This window comes from Marivivens sp. ABH4_498, from assembly GCF_056160585.1.
This window is the reverse complement of record NZ_JBSWXL010000001.1, coordinates 163,099-180,415: the sequence shown is the minus strand read 5'-3', so window position 1 is coordinate 180,415 and position 17,317 is coordinate 163,099. Positions and strand designations below refer to the sequence as shown.

The 17,317-nt window shown below is 57.0% G+C and carries 15 protein-coding genes; 9 read left to right on the top strand and 6 right to left on the bottom strand.

Going from position 1 to position 17,317, the window contains the following annotated elements; translation table 11 throughout:
• Positions 1–11: 11 nt before the first annotated feature.
• A complete protein-coding gene (locus tag ACXAGA_RS00885; protein ID WP_475115640.1) occupies positions 12–440 on the bottom strand; it encodes a c-type cytochrome in 429 nt (142 codons plus the stop codon).
• A 170-nt stretch (positions 441–610) separates the two neighbouring features.
• Between ACXAGA_RS00885 and idi the strand changes: the two genes are divergently transcribed.
• The 3 genes from idi to ACXAGA_RS00870 all read left to right on the top strand — a co-directional run bounded on the left by idi (position 611) and on the right by ACXAGA_RS00870 (position 2,080).
• Positions 611–1,120 carry an isopentenyl-diphosphate delta-isomerase gene (idi, locus tag ACXAGA_RS00880; protein WP_475115639.1) on the top strand — a complete coding sequence of 170 codons (510 nt, stop codon included), beginning with the start codon at positions 611–613 and terminating at the stop codon, positions 1,118–1,120.
• Positions 1,121–1,190: 70 nt separating this feature from the next.
• Positions 1,191–1,745 carry a sigma-70 family RNA polymerase sigma factor gene (locus ACXAGA_RS00875; RefSeq protein WP_475115638.1) on the top strand — a complete coding sequence of 185 codons (555 nt, stop codon included), beginning with the start codon at positions 1,191–1,193 and terminating at the stop codon, positions 1,743–1,745.
• Positions 1,742–2,080, top strand: coding sequence for a hypothetical protein (locus ACXAGA_RS00870; RefSeq protein WP_475115637.1), 339 nt, complete (start codon positions 1,742–1,744; stop codon positions 2,078–2,080). Before ACXAGA_RS00875 ends, ACXAGA_RS00870 begins: the two co-directional genes overlap by 4 nt.
• A 472-nt stretch (positions 2,081–2,552) precedes the next feature.
• On the opposite strand, the gene ACXAGA_RS00865 is transcribed toward ACXAGA_RS00870, so the two are convergent.
• Positions 2,553–2,771: a hypothetical protein gene (locus ACXAGA_RS00865; RefSeq protein WP_475115636.1), complete on the bottom strand. Its 219-nt coding sequence runs from the start codon at positions 2,769–2,771 to the stop codon at positions 2,553–2,555.
• 161 nt (positions 2,772–2,932) lie between these two features.
• Complete coding sequence (gene gatB, locus ACXAGA_RS00860) at positions 2,933–4,444, bottom strand: Asp-tRNA(Asn)/Glu-tRNA(Gln) amidotransferase subunit GatB (protein WP_475115635.1); 1,512 nt, start codon at positions 4,442–4,444, stop codon at positions 2,933–2,935.
• Positions 4,445–4,613: 169 nt separating this feature from the next.
• On the opposite strand from gatB, the gene ACXAGA_RS00855 reads away from it, so the two are divergent.
• A complete protein-coding gene (locus tag ACXAGA_RS00855) occupies positions 4,614–5,204 on the top strand; it encodes a transglycosylase SLT domain-containing protein (RefSeq protein ID WP_475115634.1) in 591 nt (196 codons plus the stop codon).
• 30 nt (positions 5,205–5,234) lie between these two features.
• Here the strand turns inward: ACXAGA_RS00855 and pepN are convergent, their stop codons facing one another.
• Entirely contained in the window at positions 5,235–7,784 is a 2,550-nt protein-coding gene (pepN, locus tag ACXAGA_RS00850) for an aminopeptidase N (protein WP_475115633.1), read from the bottom strand.
• A gap of 110 nt (positions 7,785–7,894) precedes the next feature.
• Between pepN and ACXAGA_RS00845 the strand changes: the two genes are divergently transcribed.
• Genes ACXAGA_RS00845 through ACXAGA_RS00835 form a run of 3 tightly spaced genes read left to right on the top strand, consistent with a single transcriptional unit; the run spans position 7,895 to position 9,668 of the window.
• Positions 7,895–8,068, top strand: coding sequence for a hypothetical protein (locus ACXAGA_RS00845; RefSeq protein ID WP_475115632.1), 174 nt, complete (start codon positions 7,895–7,897; stop codon positions 8,066–8,068).
• A 5-nt stretch (positions 8,069–8,073) separates the two neighbouring features.
• Positions 8,074–9,528 carry an FAD-binding domain-containing protein gene (locus ACXAGA_RS00840; RefSeq protein ID WP_475115631.1) on the top strand — a complete coding sequence of 485 codons (1,455 nt, stop codon included), beginning with the start codon at positions 8,074–8,076 and terminating at the stop codon, positions 9,526–9,528.
• On the top strand, positions 9,528–9,668 hold the full coding sequence (locus ACXAGA_RS00835; protein WP_475115630.1) for a DUF2256 domain-containing protein: 141 nt from the start codon (positions 9,528–9,530) through the stop codon (positions 9,666–9,668). The genes ACXAGA_RS00840 and ACXAGA_RS00835 overlap by 1 nt, the downstream gene beginning before the upstream one ends.
• On the opposite strand, the gene ACXAGA_RS00830 is transcribed toward ACXAGA_RS00835, so the two are convergent.
• Positions 9,657–10,121 carry an SRPBCC family protein gene (locus ACXAGA_RS00830; RefSeq protein ID WP_475115629.1) on the bottom strand — a complete coding sequence of 155 codons (465 nt, stop codon included), beginning with the start codon at positions 10,119–10,121 and terminating at the stop codon, positions 9,657–9,659. The genes ACXAGA_RS00835 and ACXAGA_RS00830 overlap by 12 nt on opposite strands.
• Positions 10,122–10,267: 146 nt before the next feature.
• Here ACXAGA_RS00830 and ACXAGA_RS00825 point away from each other — a divergent pair, with 146 nt between their 5' ends.
• Positions 10,268–11,041, top strand: coding sequence for a gamma-glutamyl-gamma-aminobutyrate hydrolase family protein (locus ACXAGA_RS00825; protein WP_475115628.1), 774 nt, complete (start codon positions 10,268–10,270; stop codon positions 11,039–11,041).
• A gap of 61 nt (positions 11,042–11,102) precedes the next feature.
• Complete coding sequence (locus ACXAGA_RS00820; RefSeq protein WP_475115627.1) at positions 11,103–11,789, top strand: D-lyxose/D-mannose family sugar isomerase; 687 nt, start codon at positions 11,103–11,105, stop codon at positions 11,787–11,789.
• Positions 11,790–11,816: 27 nt separating this feature from the next.
• On the opposite strand, the gene ACXAGA_RS00815 is transcribed toward ACXAGA_RS00820, so the two are convergent.
• Positions 11,817–17,312 carry a Hint domain-containing protein gene (locus tag ACXAGA_RS00815; protein WP_475115626.1) on the bottom strand — a complete coding sequence of 1,832 codons (5,496 nt, stop codon included), beginning with the start codon at positions 17,310–17,312 and terminating at the stop codon, positions 11,817–11,819.
• Between the last annotated feature and the right edge of the window lie 5 nt (positions 17,313–17,317).

Genomic DNA, 17,317 nt, shown 5'->3' with positions numbered 1-17,317 from the left:
ACTACAACCGATTATTCGGAAAAGGTTCCGATGTAGGCTGCGATGTTTGCCGCATCTTCTGGGCTGCGCACTTTGAACGACATGCGCGAACGTGCGCCGCCGTTGCCGGTTGTATCGCGAATCCATGCTGTAGGATCCATGATGTACTGCGCCAACGATTCTTCGGTCCATGGGCCCGAGGCTTCGCCTGCGGCAACCAGATCAGGGCCATAGCGGAAACCATCAACGGTGCCGGGGGTCTGGCCGATCATGCCATACAGATTCGGACCCGTTTTTGCGGCGCGGCCTGCCAAAACGTTGCCGTCAGCGTCGGCAATCACATGGCAAGATACACATTGGCGACCGAACGCGGTTTCGCCTTCGGATGCGTCTGCGTGGCCTTCGGCCAAAACGGACGTGCCTGTCAGGGCAAGGATCGATGCCATTTTAAGGAATTTCATGAGGTTAGCTCCTTTTGCTGTACCCGCGTCTGTGCGGGCTTGGCTGCTGCGGGCGATATTAGTCATATATTGCGCAAGGGAGAAGCCCCCCGCGCCAATCCGTCGCGTAATCCATATACGGGATGCAATGCGCTATGGATCATTTGACGGAAATTTGGCAAAGGGCCGCCATGGAAAATTTAATCCCTGCATGGATCGATGGTGTCTTAACGCCCGTGGACAAATTAGACGTCCACCAGCGCGGTTTGCGTCACCCTGCTGTCAGCGTGTTCATCACCAGCGACAAAGGGGTTTTGCTGCAGCAACGTGCATTGTCGAAATATCATACGCCAGGATTATGGGCGAACACCTGTTGCACGCATCCGCATTGGGGGGAACAGTCTTTGGACTGTGCCTATCGGCGGTTGGAACAGGAACTTGGCATTACAGGCGTGACGCTGGATCTGCGGGAACATGTCGAATACCGCGCTGATGTAGGCGGCGGGCTGACGGAACATGAATGTGTTGATGTGTTCGTGGGGCAGGGCGATCCGAACATCACTCTAAATCCAGACGAGGTCGAAGCGACGCAGTGGATGACCTTTGACGCGTTAGAGCGCGCAATTGAACAGGCTCCCGATACGTTTACGCCGTGGTTGCGCATTTATCTGGCCGATCATAAAGACGCGATTTTCGGCTAACGTCATAATGTGTATCTAACGCTGGACGTCGGTCCGATCCGCTGCATAATACGGTGTTCGGAGGACACACATGACGCAGGGACAGGACGACACGTCCGACAAGCTGTTAAAAGAGGTCGCGTCAGGATCACGCGCCGCTTTTAAACTGTTTTACGAACAACATTCGTCTTTGGTTTTCGGTGTTTTGTTGCGCATCACCCGCGACCGCGCCGCAGCGGAGGATTTGCTGCAAGAGGTGTTCGTCAAAGTGTGGCGGTACGCGCCAAAGTTTGATCCGTCAAAGGCCAAGGCGACCACATGGGTGATTTCGATCGCGCGCAATACCGCGATTGATAGCATCCGCAAACAAAACCGCCGCCCGCAAACTGATTTGATTGATGAACGGAACGGCGGCACGACCACATCCTCCGAAGACCTTGCGCTGAACGCCGATGTTGGGCGGAATCTGGCCCATTGTTTATCGCTTTTGGATGACAAACACAGCTGGGCTGTGCGCAAAGCCTATTTGGACGGCTATAGTTATCAAGAAATTTCCGATGCCTTGGGCACGCCGCTGAATACGGTGCGTTCTTGGCTTCGCCGGTCGCTAAAGCGGCTACGGGATTGTATGGATACCAAAGAATGACAGATCAAACCGATGATATCGCGCTTGCCGCTGAATATTCTTTGGGCCTGCTGGACGGGAATGCCCGCGATGAATTTGCGGCGCGTATGGTCAATGACCCAGCGCTAGCCGCATTGGTTGAAGATCTGGACGCTCAATTTGCAGGGCTGAATTACGAATTCCAACCCGTCCCTGCGCCGAATGTATTGCCGCAAATCGAACAACAATTGTTCGGAGACATCCGCAAACCGTTGATCGAACGGTTGTTCGCTGGATTTGCCTTGTGGAAATTGGCGCTGATTGGTGGTCTGGCTTTGGTTTTGGTCAAAGCAATACTGATCGTTACGTTAAAATAAAAAAACGTCGCGTCCACGCAACTAACCCCGCGTCCCCCGCGTATCTAGGATTGTAACTTCGCTTACACCTAACTCCGCCCGCGGGATCAACCCCCACCCACACACAACCGCGGGCGGCTTTTCTTTCATGGGGAAGGTCGGTCATGCACGAAGATTTGTCAGTACTTGCGGGCGAACATGTGTTGCGTCTGCATTCCCCCGTGACAAGGCGCATAATTTTCGTACGTTCGTTGTTTGATCATCGGCTAAGGGCCGAAATCCAGTCATGGGAATGCCGGATGGCCCGTCTGGATGAGGATTTTACGCCATGCCCGCCACCATTGGCTGCGTTTCAGAAAATCGAAGACCGTTTATTCAAACGGCCTTGGTACAGGCGGTTAGGATTTCCACATCTGTCACCAGTCCAGTGGATTGGCATTATCATCACTGGACTGATTGCTTTGAAATTAGGGCTGTTGTTCGTAATTGGCCGCTAAAGAGCAGCCGACATACGGTTAAAGATCGAATTCACGCCGTATAACGCGCCCATCGTCCCAACGAGCGTCGAAATAAGCGTGGTGATAAGCACCGTTTCCAGTCCCGCAAACCCGTTCAGCACAGCATAGAAACACAGCACAGTTAGTGGAATGTGAACGCCGACAAAACAAATCCCCATCGTTTTTAGGCGCATCGTACGCAGTGACTGTTCCATGAACATCTCCCCTAGTTCAAATCGTCCTTGATGATACTACGCCCGAATCCGCAAATTGGACGCGGACCCTATACGAAAGAGATGAAAAGATTCTGATGTGATTAGCAGTCACAAAAAAGGCGGCCACCGGGGCCGCCTTTTGTCGTCTATTTTGGTCCGTGTTACTGGGCCAGTTTTTTCATGACCAGTTCGTTGACCGTTTTCGGGTTCGCCTTGCCGCCCGTGGCTTTCATCACCTGACCGACGAACCAACCTGCCAATTTCGGGTTGGCTTTGGCTTTTTCAACCTGATCAGGGTTGTTGGCGATCACGTCGTCAACGGCGGCTTCGATCGCGCCGGTGTCGGTGACCTGTTTCATGCCGCGTTCTTCGACGATGGCTTCGGGGTCGCCGCCTTCGGTGTAGACGATTTCAAACAGGTCTTTTGCGATTTTGCCCGAAATGGCGTCGGACTGGATCAGACCGATGATTTTGCCCAGCTGTTCTGGCGAAACAGGGCTGTCGGTGATGTCTTTGTCGTCTTTTTTCAGGCGGCCAAACAATTCGTTGATGACCCAGTTCGCCGACAGTTTGCCATCGCGGCCTTCGGCGACTTTTTCGAAAAAGTCAGCGTTGGCCACGTCAGCCGTCAGGACCGATGCGTCATAGTCCGACAGGCCCATGTCGTTGATGAATCGGGCTTTTTTGTCGTCCGGTAGTTCTGGCAGCGATGCGGCGATATCATCGACCCACGCCTGTTCGATTTCCAGCGGCAGCAGGTCGGGATCAGGGAAATAACGATAGTCGTGCGCTTCTTCTTTGGAACGCATCGAACGGGTTTCGTTTTTGTCCGCGTCGTACAGACGGGTTTCCTGCACGATGGAACCGCCGTCCTCTAGGATCGCGATCTGGCGGCGCGCTTCGTAATCGATCGCGGCCTGAATGAACCGCATAGAGTTCATGTTTTTAATCTCGCAGCGGGTGCCCAGAACGCCAAAGTCGCCGGTTTCCATGAATTTTTCATAGTCGCCCGGTTTGCAGACCGATACGTTGACGTCGGCGCGCAGGTTACCGTTTTGCATGTTGCCGTCACAGGTGCCCAGATAGCGCATGATCTGGCGCAGTTTGCCGACATATGCTGCGGCCTCTTCTGGGCCCCGGATGTCTGGGCGCGACACGATTTCCATCAGCGCAACGCCGGTACGGTTCAGGTCAACGAACGACATGTTCGGATCCATGTCGTGGATCGATTTGCCTGCGTCCTGTTCCAAATGGATGCGTTCAATGCGGACACGTCGCGCGGTGCCGTTGCCCAGTTCAACCAGAACTTCGCCTTCGCCCACGATGGGGTGGTACAGCTGCGAAATCTGATAGCCCTGCGGAAGGTCAGGGTAGAAATAGTTTTTGCGGTCGAATGCGGACCACAGGTTGATTTCTGCCTTTAGGCCCAGACCTGTGCGAACGGCCTGTTCAACACAGCCTTCGTTGATGACAGGCAGCATGCCGGGCATGCCTGCGTCCACGAATGCCACGTTGGAATTCGGTTCGGCGCCGAACTGGGTCGAGGCACCGGAAAACAGTTTTGCTTTGGTCGCGACTTGCGCGTGCACTTCGAGGCCAATCACCAGTTCCCAATCGCCGGTCGCGCCAGCAATCGTTTTGGGTTTTGGGGCGTCATAAGTGAGGTCGAGCATATTCAGATCCCTTTTCGGCAACGGCCCTGTGTTATGGTTTTTGGCGCGGCGCGGCAAGGGGCGGTAGGCGCAAGTTGGCCGAAAATGACGCGGTTGATTCAAATGACTCGACTCAACACGGCCTGATTGGCACAGCTTTGGCCGTTATCAACAGTTTTGGTGTCGAAAGATGCGGGTATTTGGTTTGGTTCCTGTCTTGGCTTTGATGGGGTGTGCGGGGTTCGCGAACCCTACGATTGAAATAGAGCCAGAGCCGGCAGCGTTGCCGCTGATGCAATGGGACCACCGTCCCGAAGCCGAAGAATGGACAGAAACCACTCTGACCGCGATATCCACCATGGGCAGCCCGCTATTGGAATTGGTGCCCGAAGATATCGATGAATGGTGCCCCAATTATCCAGACGCGACAGAACCTGAACGCGCCGCATTCTGGGCGGGTCTTTTGTCGTCGCTGGCAAAACACGAAAGCACATGGAACCCCCGCGCATCTGGCGGCGGCGGTGCTTGGATCGGATTGGTGCAAATTGATCCGCGTACAGCGCGTGGGTACGGCTGTAACGCCCAAACCGTCGAAGAACTAAAGGATGGCTCTGCCAATTTGTCCTGCGCTGTGCGCATCGCCGCCGTAACAGTGCCGCGTGATGGATATGTCGGCACTGGCCGCAAAGGTCTGGCCGCCGATTGGGGCCCGTTTGTCAGTGATCGAAAACGGCAGGACATGGTCGATTGGACCAGCAGCCAGCCCTATTGCCAAGGATGAAAAAAGGCGCCCGCTGGGGCGCCTTTCGTTTTAGGCTTTGGCCATGCGGCCGACCATTTCGGCCATATCTGGGCTGATACCATCGGTTGCCAGAATGCGGTCCAGCTGCGTTTTGATGATCAGCTTGCGGCCTTCGTCATAGCGGGTCCAAGTGTCAAAGGCGGACGATACGCGCGCCGCCGTCTGCGGGTTGGCGGCGTCCAGTTTGATCAACCAATCGGTCAACAGGATATAGGCGCTGCCGTCTGCGGCGTGGAACCCAGCGGTGTTGGAAATCAAACCGCCGAACAACGACCGGAAACGGTTCGGGTTTTTCCAGTCGAAATCGGCGTGTTTGGTTAGGCCTTCGGCGATTTTGGCGGCATCTTGGGGTTGGCACAGCGCGGTTTGCAGGCTGAACCATTTGTCCATGACCAAACGGTCGTCTTTCCAACTATCCGCGAAATCGGCCAGCTCAGTTTCCGCCGCGCCGATTTGGATCAACGCGGATAGGGCTGCCAATTCTTGGGTCATGTTGTCGGCGGCTGCATATTGGGCGCGGGCGGCATCGCCGTTATCCATCAGACTGATCAGAGACAGCGCGGCATTGGTCAGCGCCCGTTTGCCGCCCGTTTCGGAGTCGGGTACATAGGCGCCTGTCACCTGATGCGTTTGATACAGCGTTTTCAATGTATCACCGCAGTGACGCGCAATCGCGCCGCGCAGGGCAAGACGGGCATCGTAAATCGCGGTTGGATCGGGAATGCCGCCTTTGGCTGCGATTTCTTGGCTTAGGTCGTCAATCGTTGGCAGCGCCAGCAGCAACGCGCGGAACGCAGGATCGGTGGTTTCGTCGTTCAACGCACGGTCCAAAGCGGCCAGATAATTGGCGTTTGGCGCGGCGCCATTTTCGATCATATCCAGCAGGGTTCCCCGCGCCAGCATGCGGCCCGATTCCCATTTGTTGAACGGGTCAGTGTCATTCGCCAGCAGGAATTCGCGATCCGCGTCCGATTGATCCTGATGCAGAACCACAGGCGCCGAAAAATCACGCAGGATCGACGGGATCGGTTTCGACGATAGCCCGTCAAAGGTGAACGTTTGTTCGCCTTCGGTCAGTTCCAACACTTGGGTCGGCAGAACTTCGTCCCCGTTTGGCGACAACAGTCCCACAGCGACAGGGATCACCATCGGCTGTTTTTCGTCCTGACCGGGGCTGGGTTTGTGGGATTGGCGCAGGGTCAGCGCATAGGTGCCGTTGTCATAGCTGTCGGTCACATGCAGATGCGGGGTGCCCGCCTGCGAATACCACAGTTTGAACTGCGACAGATCGCGGCCTGTGACATCCTCGAACACCTGTAGCCAGTCTTCGATCGTGGCCGCATCGCCATCGTGGCGGTCAAAATACAGGTTCAGCGCTTTTTTATAGGCCGCATCGCCAACCAGCCGTTTCAGCATGCCGATCACTTCTGCGCCTTTTTCATAGACGGTGACGGTGTAGAAATTGTTGATCTCGACAAAGCTTTCTGGCCGGACGGGGTGGGCCAAAGGCCCTTGATCTTCGCGGAATTGGCGCGCGCGCAGAGTGATCACGTCGTCAATGCGTTTGACTGCATGGGACCGCATGTCGCCCGTGAATGTCTGGTCGCGGAAAACGGTCAGACCTTCCTTTAGGCACAGCTGGAACCAATCGCGGCAGGTGATGCGGTTGCCTGTCCAGTTGTGGAAATATTCGTGGGCGATGATCGCTTCGATCCGTTCAAAATTCGCGTCGGTCGATGTTTCGGGGGATGCCAAAACGCAGGACGAATTAAAGATGTTCAGACCCTTGTTTTCCATCGCGCCCATGTTGAAATCATCAACGGCGACAATGTTGAACACGTCCAAATCGTATTCGCGGCCATAGACGTCTTCGTCCCATTTCATGGACCGGATCAGCGCACCCATGCCGAATTCACATTTGTTGATATCGGCGGGGCGGACCCAGATGTTCAGTTCCACATCCTTGCCCGACATGGTGGTGAACTGACCCGCGTGGTTGACCAATTCGCCCGCGACCAGCGCAAACAGATACGCAGGTTTCGGCCAAGGGTCGTGCCATTCTGCCCACCCGTCGCCAGATCCCTGCGGGTTGCCGTTCGACAGCAGCACAGGCATGTCCGATTCAATGCGCACGGTGAACGGCGCCATCACATCAGGACGGTCGGGATAATAGGTGATTTTGCGGAACCCTTCGGCCTCGCATTGGGTGCAGTACATGCCGCTGGACATATACAGACCCTCTAGCGCGGTGTTGGTCGACGGGCTGATTTCAACCTCGGCCTGCCACGTGAACGGACCATCGGGCACGTCAACTTCGATACCGCCCGAAACGGTGCGATAGCTGGCCGGTTCACCGTCAATCGCCGCACTGATCAGCGCCAGATCTTCGCCATGCAGAAACATCACGCCATCCGCCGCGTCCGTCGGCGCGAATTGGATCCGCGACACCACGCGCGTCGCCGTTGGATGCAGCGCAAAGGTCAGATGAACATCCTCAACGACGTAAGCGAAGGGTTTGTAATCCTTCAGATAAATGGTCTGCTTTGCGTCGTCTTTCATCGCCGTCTCCAAAGTCGTGAATTGAATATCAGTGCAACTGTTCTAGCTAGGTATGTCGAAGAGCAATAGGCTTCAACGCTTTTGATCAAATTAACTGAAAGGATAGACATATGTCCGCTCCTGATACCAATATTGAAAAACAGGAACGTCAACACAAACCATCGCTGTGGGGTATCAAACTGGCCGCTGCGGTCGGTATTTTGATGCTGGTCGCCGTTTTGGGCGGCGCGTTTTCCAACGCCGAAGGCCCAGATGCCGAACCCGCGGCAGTCGCGACCTATTAACCCCCATGACAGCAATCGTTTGGTTTAAACGTGACTTGCGATTGCACGATCATCCGGCGCTGGCCCATGCTGGCGCCGGAGCCGTTTGTACATATATTTTCGAACCCGAATACTGGACGCTGCCCGATACCTCGGGGCGGCAATATCGGTTTCTGGTGCAATCCATTTTGGACTTACGAGGTGAATTGCGTGCACGCGGTGCCGACCTGATCATTCGCGTGGGCGATGCGGTCGAACAATTGGCAAAACTGGTGCGCGAAACGGGCGCCGATCGGGTCGTCGCGCACGAAGAAACCGGAAACGCGTGGACCTATGCCCGCGATCTGCGCGTGATCGATTGGGCCCGTGCGAATGGGGTGCAGTTCGATGAATACACCCAATGCGGCGTCAAACGGCGGCTAGGCGGGCGTGGCCGATGGCAGACGCAACGCGATCAGTTCGTGGCGCAGCCCATTTTGCGTGAACCCGCTGTGTTGCGCTGTGATCTACCCTCTGATCCGATCCCTGATGGCCCGCATGATCCCTGCAATCCGCAATCGGGTGGTCGCGCCGCGGGGCTGGACCTGATGGACAGTTTCCTGACCCGCCGCGGTCGTAATTACCAACGCGCCATGAGCAGCCCTTTGGACGGCGAATGGGCCTGTTCGCGGCTTTCGCCCCACATCGCGCTGGGCACCTTGTCGATCCGCGAAATCGTGCAAACCACGGCACGCCATCAGGCAGGCGCTGGGGCAGGGTGGGCAAATAGTTATCGGTCGTTTCAGTCGCGGCTCGCGTGGCGCGATCATTTCGTCCAGAAACTAGAAGACGAACCAGAAATCGAAACCCGCTGCATGAACCCCGCGTTCGAAGGTCTGCGCGAACCCAACCCCGACCGATTGCAGGCATGGGCGGCGGGCGAAACGGGCCTGCCTTTTGTTGATGCCTGCATGCGATCGCTGAATGCCACGGGCTGGCTGAATTTCCGGATGCGATCCATGGTCATGAGCGTCGCCAGCTATCACCTGTGGATGGACTGGCGCGCCCCCGCGTTGCATCTGGCGCGGATGTTCACCGATTATGAACCGGGCATTCACTGGTCACAGGTGCAGATGCAATCGGGCACGACGGGCATTAATACGCCCCGTATCTATAACCCCATCAAACAGGGCAAAGATCAGGATCCAACGGGGGCCTTTACCCGCCGCTGGGTGCCCGAATTGCGCGATGTCCCTGATGCCTACCTGCAGGAACCTTGGCTATGGGCCGATGCAGGCCAAATTCTGGGGCGGACCTATCCAAACGCGATCGTTGATCCCGTGCGCGCCGCCCGCGAGGCGCGCGATCGCATCTGGTCGGTCAGGCGCAGCGGTGACGCGCGCCACCATTCCGCCGCTGTGATCCGCAAACACGCCAGTAGAAAAATGCGCAGCCCGCGCCGCAAACCTGTCGATAAAAATCAACTAAGTTTCGATCTGTAATGCCCAAAGCCGTCAAAAAATCCGACCTACCGCAAAAAACCTGCGCAACCTGCGGACGTCCATTCACGTGGCGCAAAAAATGGGCAAAAGTCTGGGACGAGGTCAAATATTGCTCTGACCGCTGCCGATCAAAGCGTTAGGGCATAGGCGTCCAGTTGTTGGGCCACGATCCCCCAGCCTTCGAAAAATCCCATTTCTTTGTGGCTCTGTGCGGCCTCTTTCGTGCGATGACGGGCCGTCGCCGTATACAATGTGCCGCCCTGTGGATGATCCGCAAATTCAACGATCGCGGTCAGAAATGGATTTTCTGACGGTACCCAGCCTTCGCTGTATCCGTCGGTCGTCACCAGCCGTATTTGGGGGATGAGTTCCAGAAAAACACCATTGTTCTCTATGGTATTACCGTCAACCTCAAAGGTGGTGTTGAACCTACCGCCAACGGTCAGGTTCAGATCGCAGGCGGTGATCTTATGTGGTTTCGGGATGAACCAATGGGGGATGTGTTCGGGCGTTGTCCATGCCGCCCACAGCTGCGCACGCGATGATTTCAGATGAACGGTAAAGCTAAGGTCAAGGTCGTCGCGCAGGGTCATGTTCCACCTATTGGTTTGCTAACCTCAGCTTGGTCACAGCATCATCGCCCGCTCAAGTGCAAAAACGCAGAGGTTGATGTTCTTTCACGGGCTCTTTTCAATTCGTGGGGTCCGCCATATCGTTAATACGAAAGGCAAGGTGACCCATGACGCGACCCGTAATCGGTATTATCGGCAACCCAGCGATGTTGAATGAAACCTATCCGACCCACGCGGGCGGTACGATGAATTCATGTGCCGTTGCAAATGTGTCGGGCGGGATCCCCATGATCATTCCAGCGGACCCCGATTATGTCCGAGTCGAGGATCTATTGGATGTCTGCGATGGATTTTTGCTGACGGGCGGACGCCCCAACGTGCACCCCACAGAATACGGCGAAGAACCAACCCCAGCCCACGGCGAATTCGACCAATGCCGCGATGCTGTGACCCTGCCGTTGATCCGCGCCTGCGTTGAACGTGGTCAGCCCGTTTTCGGTATTTGCCGCGGGTTCCAAGAGGTCAACGTCGCAATGGGCGGCACCCTTTATCCCGAAATCCGTGATCTGCCGGGCCGCGACAACCACCGCATGCCCCCCGATGGCACGATCGAAGAAAAATTTGCCCTGCGCCATATCGTGACCGTGACCGAAGGCGGCCCGTTCCACAAACTGTTCGGCACGACCCAAGTGATGACGAATACGTTGCACGGGCAGGGGATCAAGGATGCGGGCAAACGGATCGTGATCGACGGCTACGCGCCCGATGGCACACCCGAAGCGATCTATGTCAAAGACGCGCCCGGTTTCACCATGTCAGTCCAATGGCACCCCGAATGGAACGCGGACAATGATCCCGTGTCTCGGCCGTTGTTCACTGCATTCGGCGACGCGGCACGTGCGTGGAAATCGGCCAAAGAACACCGCCGATCCGTCGCTTGATCCTATGGTCAAAATCGATCTGTTAGCGTAATCATTTCCCAACCGGTGGGAGGAGACACGCATGAAACGGTCACGGATCAACGATATTATGGCACATGCGGATGATATGATCCGCAGCTACGGATTCACTTTGCCGCCGTTTGCCTATTGGACGCCCAGCGAATTTCAGCAAAACGCAGATAGTGCGCGGCACGTAATTGATGCGCGTTGCGGGTGGGATATCACCGATTACGGCGATGGCGAATTCGACCGTATGGGCCTGTTTTTGTTTACCCTGCGCAACGGCCTATTGTCTGATCTGCAGCGGGGCGGGGGAATGTGTTATGCCGAAAAGCTGCTGATTTCGCGTCAGGACCAGCTGTCACCAATGCACACCCATGTCATCAAAGCCGAAGATATCATTAACCGCGGCGGCGCGATGTTGGTGATCGAACTGTTCGGGTCCGATGACAACGGCAATTTCGCCGATGACCGTGGCGGCACGGTGTATTGCGACGGCATCCGCGTGGATTATGCGCCGGGGCAAAAACTGGTCCTAGCCCCGGGCGAAAGCGTGACTTTGCGCCCGGGTGACTGGCATGCGTTCTGGGGCGAAGGCGGCGATGTCCTGATCGGAGAGGTGTCGACCGTTAACGACGACGAAACCGACAATATTTTCCGCGAACCCATTGGCCGATTTGCCGACATCGAAGAAGACGTCGATCCGACCCATTTGCTGGTCAGCGATTATGCCAACTGGCTGAAATAAAAAAGGCGGGGATTTCCCCGCCTTTTCTTATGCGTTCAGCAGCAACGCTTCGTGTTTTTTCAGGCAGCGGCGGGCGGTGTCGCCATAGCTGCCTGGCATTGACCGCAGATCTGGGAAAATCTGGAACAGTTCATCGCGTGCTTCGTCTGTGATCGCCGAAAGGCCGATATCACCTGGGTGGAAACTTTCGGATGCGGCGCCTTCGGCGAATACGATTTCGTGCTGGTCGAACAGCATGTGAACGTAGGTGACCATGCCGCCTTCTTCGCGGGTGACCAGTTTGTCGTCGACCAGATGTTTGGCCGAAATCAGAACCTCGCTATCGCCGAACAGCAGTTCGGAACGGTAGCCTTGGAACAGCATGCGGTGCTGCGGGGATACCAGCAGATCGCGTTCCTGACCTGACACCACACCCGGACGGATGCGGATCGGCGCAAAGCGATCAACCGCAGGCACGGTGCGCTGTTGGATCCAACGGATTGGCTGCAGACCGTGGTCGCGGGTGACAACCAGATCACCGACTTTCAGCGTTTCAATCGGACGAGCGCCCTGCGGGGTCACAATGCGCGTACCCGGTGTAAAGCAGATGATGTTTTCGATTTCCGAAAAGTTCAGGATCGTGCCGTCGTCCAGCGTGATCGAACCCGAATAGCTGCCTGTGCCGTCGTCGGTGGCGTTCAGGGTCGACCAATCGCCCAGCGTGCCCAACTGTAGGGTGTCGCCGCCAGTTTCGGAACCCGCGCCACCGTCGATGGTGATCGTGCCGTTCGACGTTTCGGCGTAATCGGCCAAGATGAATGTATCGTCGCCTGCGCCGCCCGAAACATCATCGCCTTCGGCAAAGGTGACGGTGTCATTGCCGTCGCCAGCGTTCAGAGTGTCTGCACCCGCGCCGCCAACAATTACGTCGTCACCTGCGCCCGAGTCGATCGATTCATCGCCCGCGCCGCCAGTGATGGCGTCATTGCCGCTGCCTGTGCGAACCTGTTCGATTTCGCTAAAGGTCGTGGTGTTGGTGCCATCGGTCAGCGTACCTGCCTCTGCGCCTGTAAAGGTCACAGTGGTATCGGCGGTCATGGCCGATCCGTCCAGCAGGTCGCCGTTTGTTTCGCCCGTTTCGCCGCCGACAACGGTGTCATTACCCGCGCTGACGGCAATCGTGTCATCGCCGTCTTCGCCGTAGATCGTGTCGTTGCCCGCGCCGCCGTCGATGCGGTCTGCACCTGTGCCGCCGTAGACTTCGTCGTCGCCATAGCCTGCGATGATCAAATCGTCGCCTGCGCCTGCTTCGATCAGGTCGTCGTTGCCGGTGTCGCCGGGCAAGTGCGCGTCATTGTCATCGACCATGTCGCCATCAGGGTCGCCAATATAGACGCCGTCGATGATGTCATTGCCAGCGGTGCCCGAAACGGTGCCGTCCGACAGAGGGATGCCAATCGCATTCAACGCCAGAGGGTTCGACAGGGTCGCCGCGCTGACGCCGTGCAGATAAATGGATTCGCCGTTCGGAAATTCCAGACGTGCGCCATCGCCCGTATCTACGACGGTGACGTCATTGGTGTTGACCAGATTGCCTTCGGCATCGTGCAGATCGGTGACGTCCAGAACATCAACGCCGGTCCAGGTGCCATCGCCGTTATCGATAGGCGTTTGGAACCCGTAAACCGTGTCCGCACCATCGCCATCGCCGAACACAACCGTGTCAGCATCGCTGTCAGGCGTGCCGGTATTGTATGTGCCCAGTTCGTACAAATCGTCGCCAGCGCCCGCATCGATCGTGTCCGAACCTGCGCCAGTTGCAAAGGTGTCATTGCCGGACGAACCGATGATGCTGTCATCGCCGGTTCCTGTGACGACGGCTTCGATTTCGCTGAAGGTCGCGGTGTTGGTGCCGTCTGTCAGAGTGCCGGTTTCAGGTGCCGACAGATTTACGGTCAGGTTTTCGGTCAGGGTCGACGCGTTCAGAACATCGCCGTAGCCCGATTCAGCCGTTTCGCCGCCAACGATGGTGTCGTTGCCAAACCCGCTGTCCAAATTGAACGTGTCGTTGCCCGCATCGCCGTACAGCGTATCATCGCCCGCGCCGCCGTTCAGCTGATCCGCGCCGTCGCCGCCATAAACGGTGTCGTTGCCGATGCCAGACAGAACCACGTCGTCGCCTGCGCCTGCTTCGACGATATCGTCGTTGTCTGCGTTGCCGATGATGACGTTGTCGGTGCCGTCGATCATATCGCCGTCAGGATCACCGATATATGTGCTGTCGATAACATCGTTGCCTGCGGTGCCCGATACGGTGCCATCAGGCAGCGGAATACCAATAGCAGCCAGCGCCTGAGGGTCCGACAGTAGAACAGGATCAACGCCAGACAGGAAAATGGTTTCGCCGTTCGGGAATACCAGACGCGCGCCCGAACCAGTGTCTTCGACCAAGACGTCGTGGGTGTTGACGGGGTTGCCCTGCGCGTCGGTCAGGCCCGATACGTCCAGAACGTCGATGCCAGTGTAGGTGCCGTCGCCGTTCGCGGTAGGGGAATCGAAACCGTAAACGGTGTCAGCGCCGTCACCATCGGCAAAGACGATTGTGTCAGCGTCGCCATCTGGCGCGCCAGTGCCTGTGGTGCCGATTTCATAGGTGTCATCCCCAGCGCCCGCATCAATCGTGTCTGCGCCTGCGCCCGAGGAAAAGAATTCGTTCCCAGCCGAACCAATGATGGTGTCTGCGCCGGACCCTGTGGAAACAGCTTCGATTTCGCTAAAGGTAGCGGTGCTGGTGCCGTCGGAAACGGTGCCTGCTTCGGTGCCGGTATAGGTGACGGTGACGCCATCAGTGATGGAGGTCGTATCCAGAATATCGCCGTAACCGGTTTCGCCCGTTTCGCCGCCAACAATGGTGTCATTGCCGAAACCGGATTCCAGATTGAACGTATCCGAACCGTCGCCGCCATACATGACGTCGTCGCCGGTGCCGCCGTAGATCTGGTCAATGCCAGCGCCCGCATCGATGGTGTCGTTACCAGCGCCCGAAATGATGGTGTCGTCGCCTGCGCCTGCTTCGACGATGTCATCGTTGGCCTGATTGCCGACAATAACGTTGTCGGCGTCATCGATCATGTCGCCGTCAGGATCGCCAGTGTAGGTGCTGTCGATAATATCGTTGCCCGCGGTGCCCGAAACCGTGCCGTCGGACGCAGGAACACCAACAGCGATCAGCGCCAATGGGTCGGTCATGACCGTTGGGCTGACACCGTCCAAAGTGACCGAAGTGCCATCTGGGAACGTCAGAACAGCATTGCCCGCGCCATCATCAGACACAACCACATCGTGCACGTTCACTGGGTTGCCGGATGCATCGGTCAGGCCCGAAACGTCCAACTGGTCAATCGCAGTATAGCTGCCGTCTGGGTTCAGGGTCGGTTCGGCGAAGTCATAGACGATATCGTTGCCGTCACCGTCGGACATAACCACCGTATCAACATCGGTGTCCGTGCCCAAAGTGATGGTATCGTCGCCTGTGCCGGCGTCTACCGTGTCGGCGCCAACACCCAAATCTATTGCATCATTGCCTTGGGAACCGATGACGCTATCGTCGCCGGCGTTGGTATTGATGGTCGTGGAGGTCGTCGCTGCGCTTGCGTCGACAACATCGTCGGCATTGGTCGTGCTGACACCTTCGATTTCGTAGAAATTACCGGTGGATGTGCCCGTGCCGAAATCAAACGTACCGGTTTCGTCACCGGTATATGTAACCGTCGCACCTTGGCCCGAAGTGTCGTTGCTTAGGTTCAGTTCGTCCCAGTCGCCGGTGCTTTCGCCGCCAATGACGTTGGTGATGTCATCGTCACCGTCGACGTTGAACGTGTCGCTGCCTTCGGCGCCATATAGGTTATCGGTGCCGCTGCCGCCCGACATGACGTCGTCGCCGATTTCGCCGAACAGGTTATCGTTGCCCGCGCCGCCGTCCAGCATATCGTCGCCCGACGTACCATAGGCCAAATCGTTGCCGTCGCCAGCATAGATAGTAGAGCCCGTCAGAAAGGCCGTGCCGCCGATATCGTCGATAACGTCATCGCCTGCACCGCCGTAGACCACGTCGGCGCCATCGCCGTATTCGATGTAGTCGTTACCGTCGCCACCATACATGGTGTCAGCGCCGTCGCCGCCATACATGGAATCGTTGCCGTCGCCACCTGTAATGGTGTCGTCGCCCGTGCCGCCGTACAGAAAATCGTCGCCGCCCATCCCGTCGATGTTATCGTTGCCAGCGCCGCCGTCGATCGTGTCAGAGCTGCCGTTATCAACAACAGTCGTGAAAGAAATGTCTGTGACGTAGATGACGTTCTGCGCAACCTGACCCGACGTCTGGTTGAATTCGATTTCAATGCTGTGAACCGGTCCCGCGATTTCGACCAGGATCGACCCTTCGGCATCAACCTGAGAGTTGCTGCCGTCCGCCGCAGTGATGGTCGCGTTGGTGCCATCGGTTACGTTGTCGGCGCCCGCTGCCGTCAGATCAACGTTGATCAGGTTTCCGTTGATGTCATAGGCACGCACAATGACGTTATCGCGCCACGAACCGGCGTCGATATCGTTGATGCGGAACGACACATTCGAAACGGTGTCCGTTAGGCCAGAGCCGTCGTTCGCATTGAATTCAATGGTAGATGTCGAAACGTTCGCGTTGCCGTTACCGACGATTCCAACCGACGAATAGGTCTGCGATGCGCCGTTGTAGTTTTCCGTGGTGGTCGCGACCGTTTGGGTCAATGCGCCGTCGTTCGCTTGGGTGAACGACACGGTCATTGTGCCCGTATCTTGGGTCAGGCCATTGGTCAGGTCGGTGCCCGATGCAATCGAACCGTTGCCTGTCCAGCTAAACGTTTCACTCGTTGCGGTGACGCCGCTGTTGTCATTGTCGCCAACGATGGTGTCGTTGCCGTCGCCGCCCAGAATGGAATCGCTGCCGCCGCCGCCTTGGATCGTGTCGTCGCCGGTGCCGCCGTTGATGGTGTCATTGCCGTTGCCGCCATCGATGCTGTCCGCGCCTGCGCCGCCTTCGATATAGTCCGCGCCGCTGCCGCCATAAATAACGTCATCGCCATCGCGCGCGTAAACGCTGTCGTCGCCAGCGCCAGCATAGATGGTGTCGTTGCCGGTGCCGGTGGTCGCCGTGGTGGTGTTGGTGTCGAAAATCAGGTCGTCGTTGTCCGACCCGTTGATGGACGCGTCGCTGTTCGTCGTGCCCATAACGACGCTGAATTCAGGGTGGTTTGCGACGTTGTGATTGTATGCGCCGCTACGGATTGTGACGCCAGAGTCTGGTACGAAATAGACCTGACCATCGGTGCCTAGTTGATAGGTACCCTGCACCGTTTCCGTCCGTGAACCACGGCTGGTGTTATATGTGTACTGCAGGCTGCCAGCGCCCAGAGTGCGATCTGTGGTAAAATTTGCGGAACTGGAATTGACGCCGTCATCTGTGTCCAGAGACGTGTTTCCCAAATTTACCAAATAACCTGTTGGCATCGCGC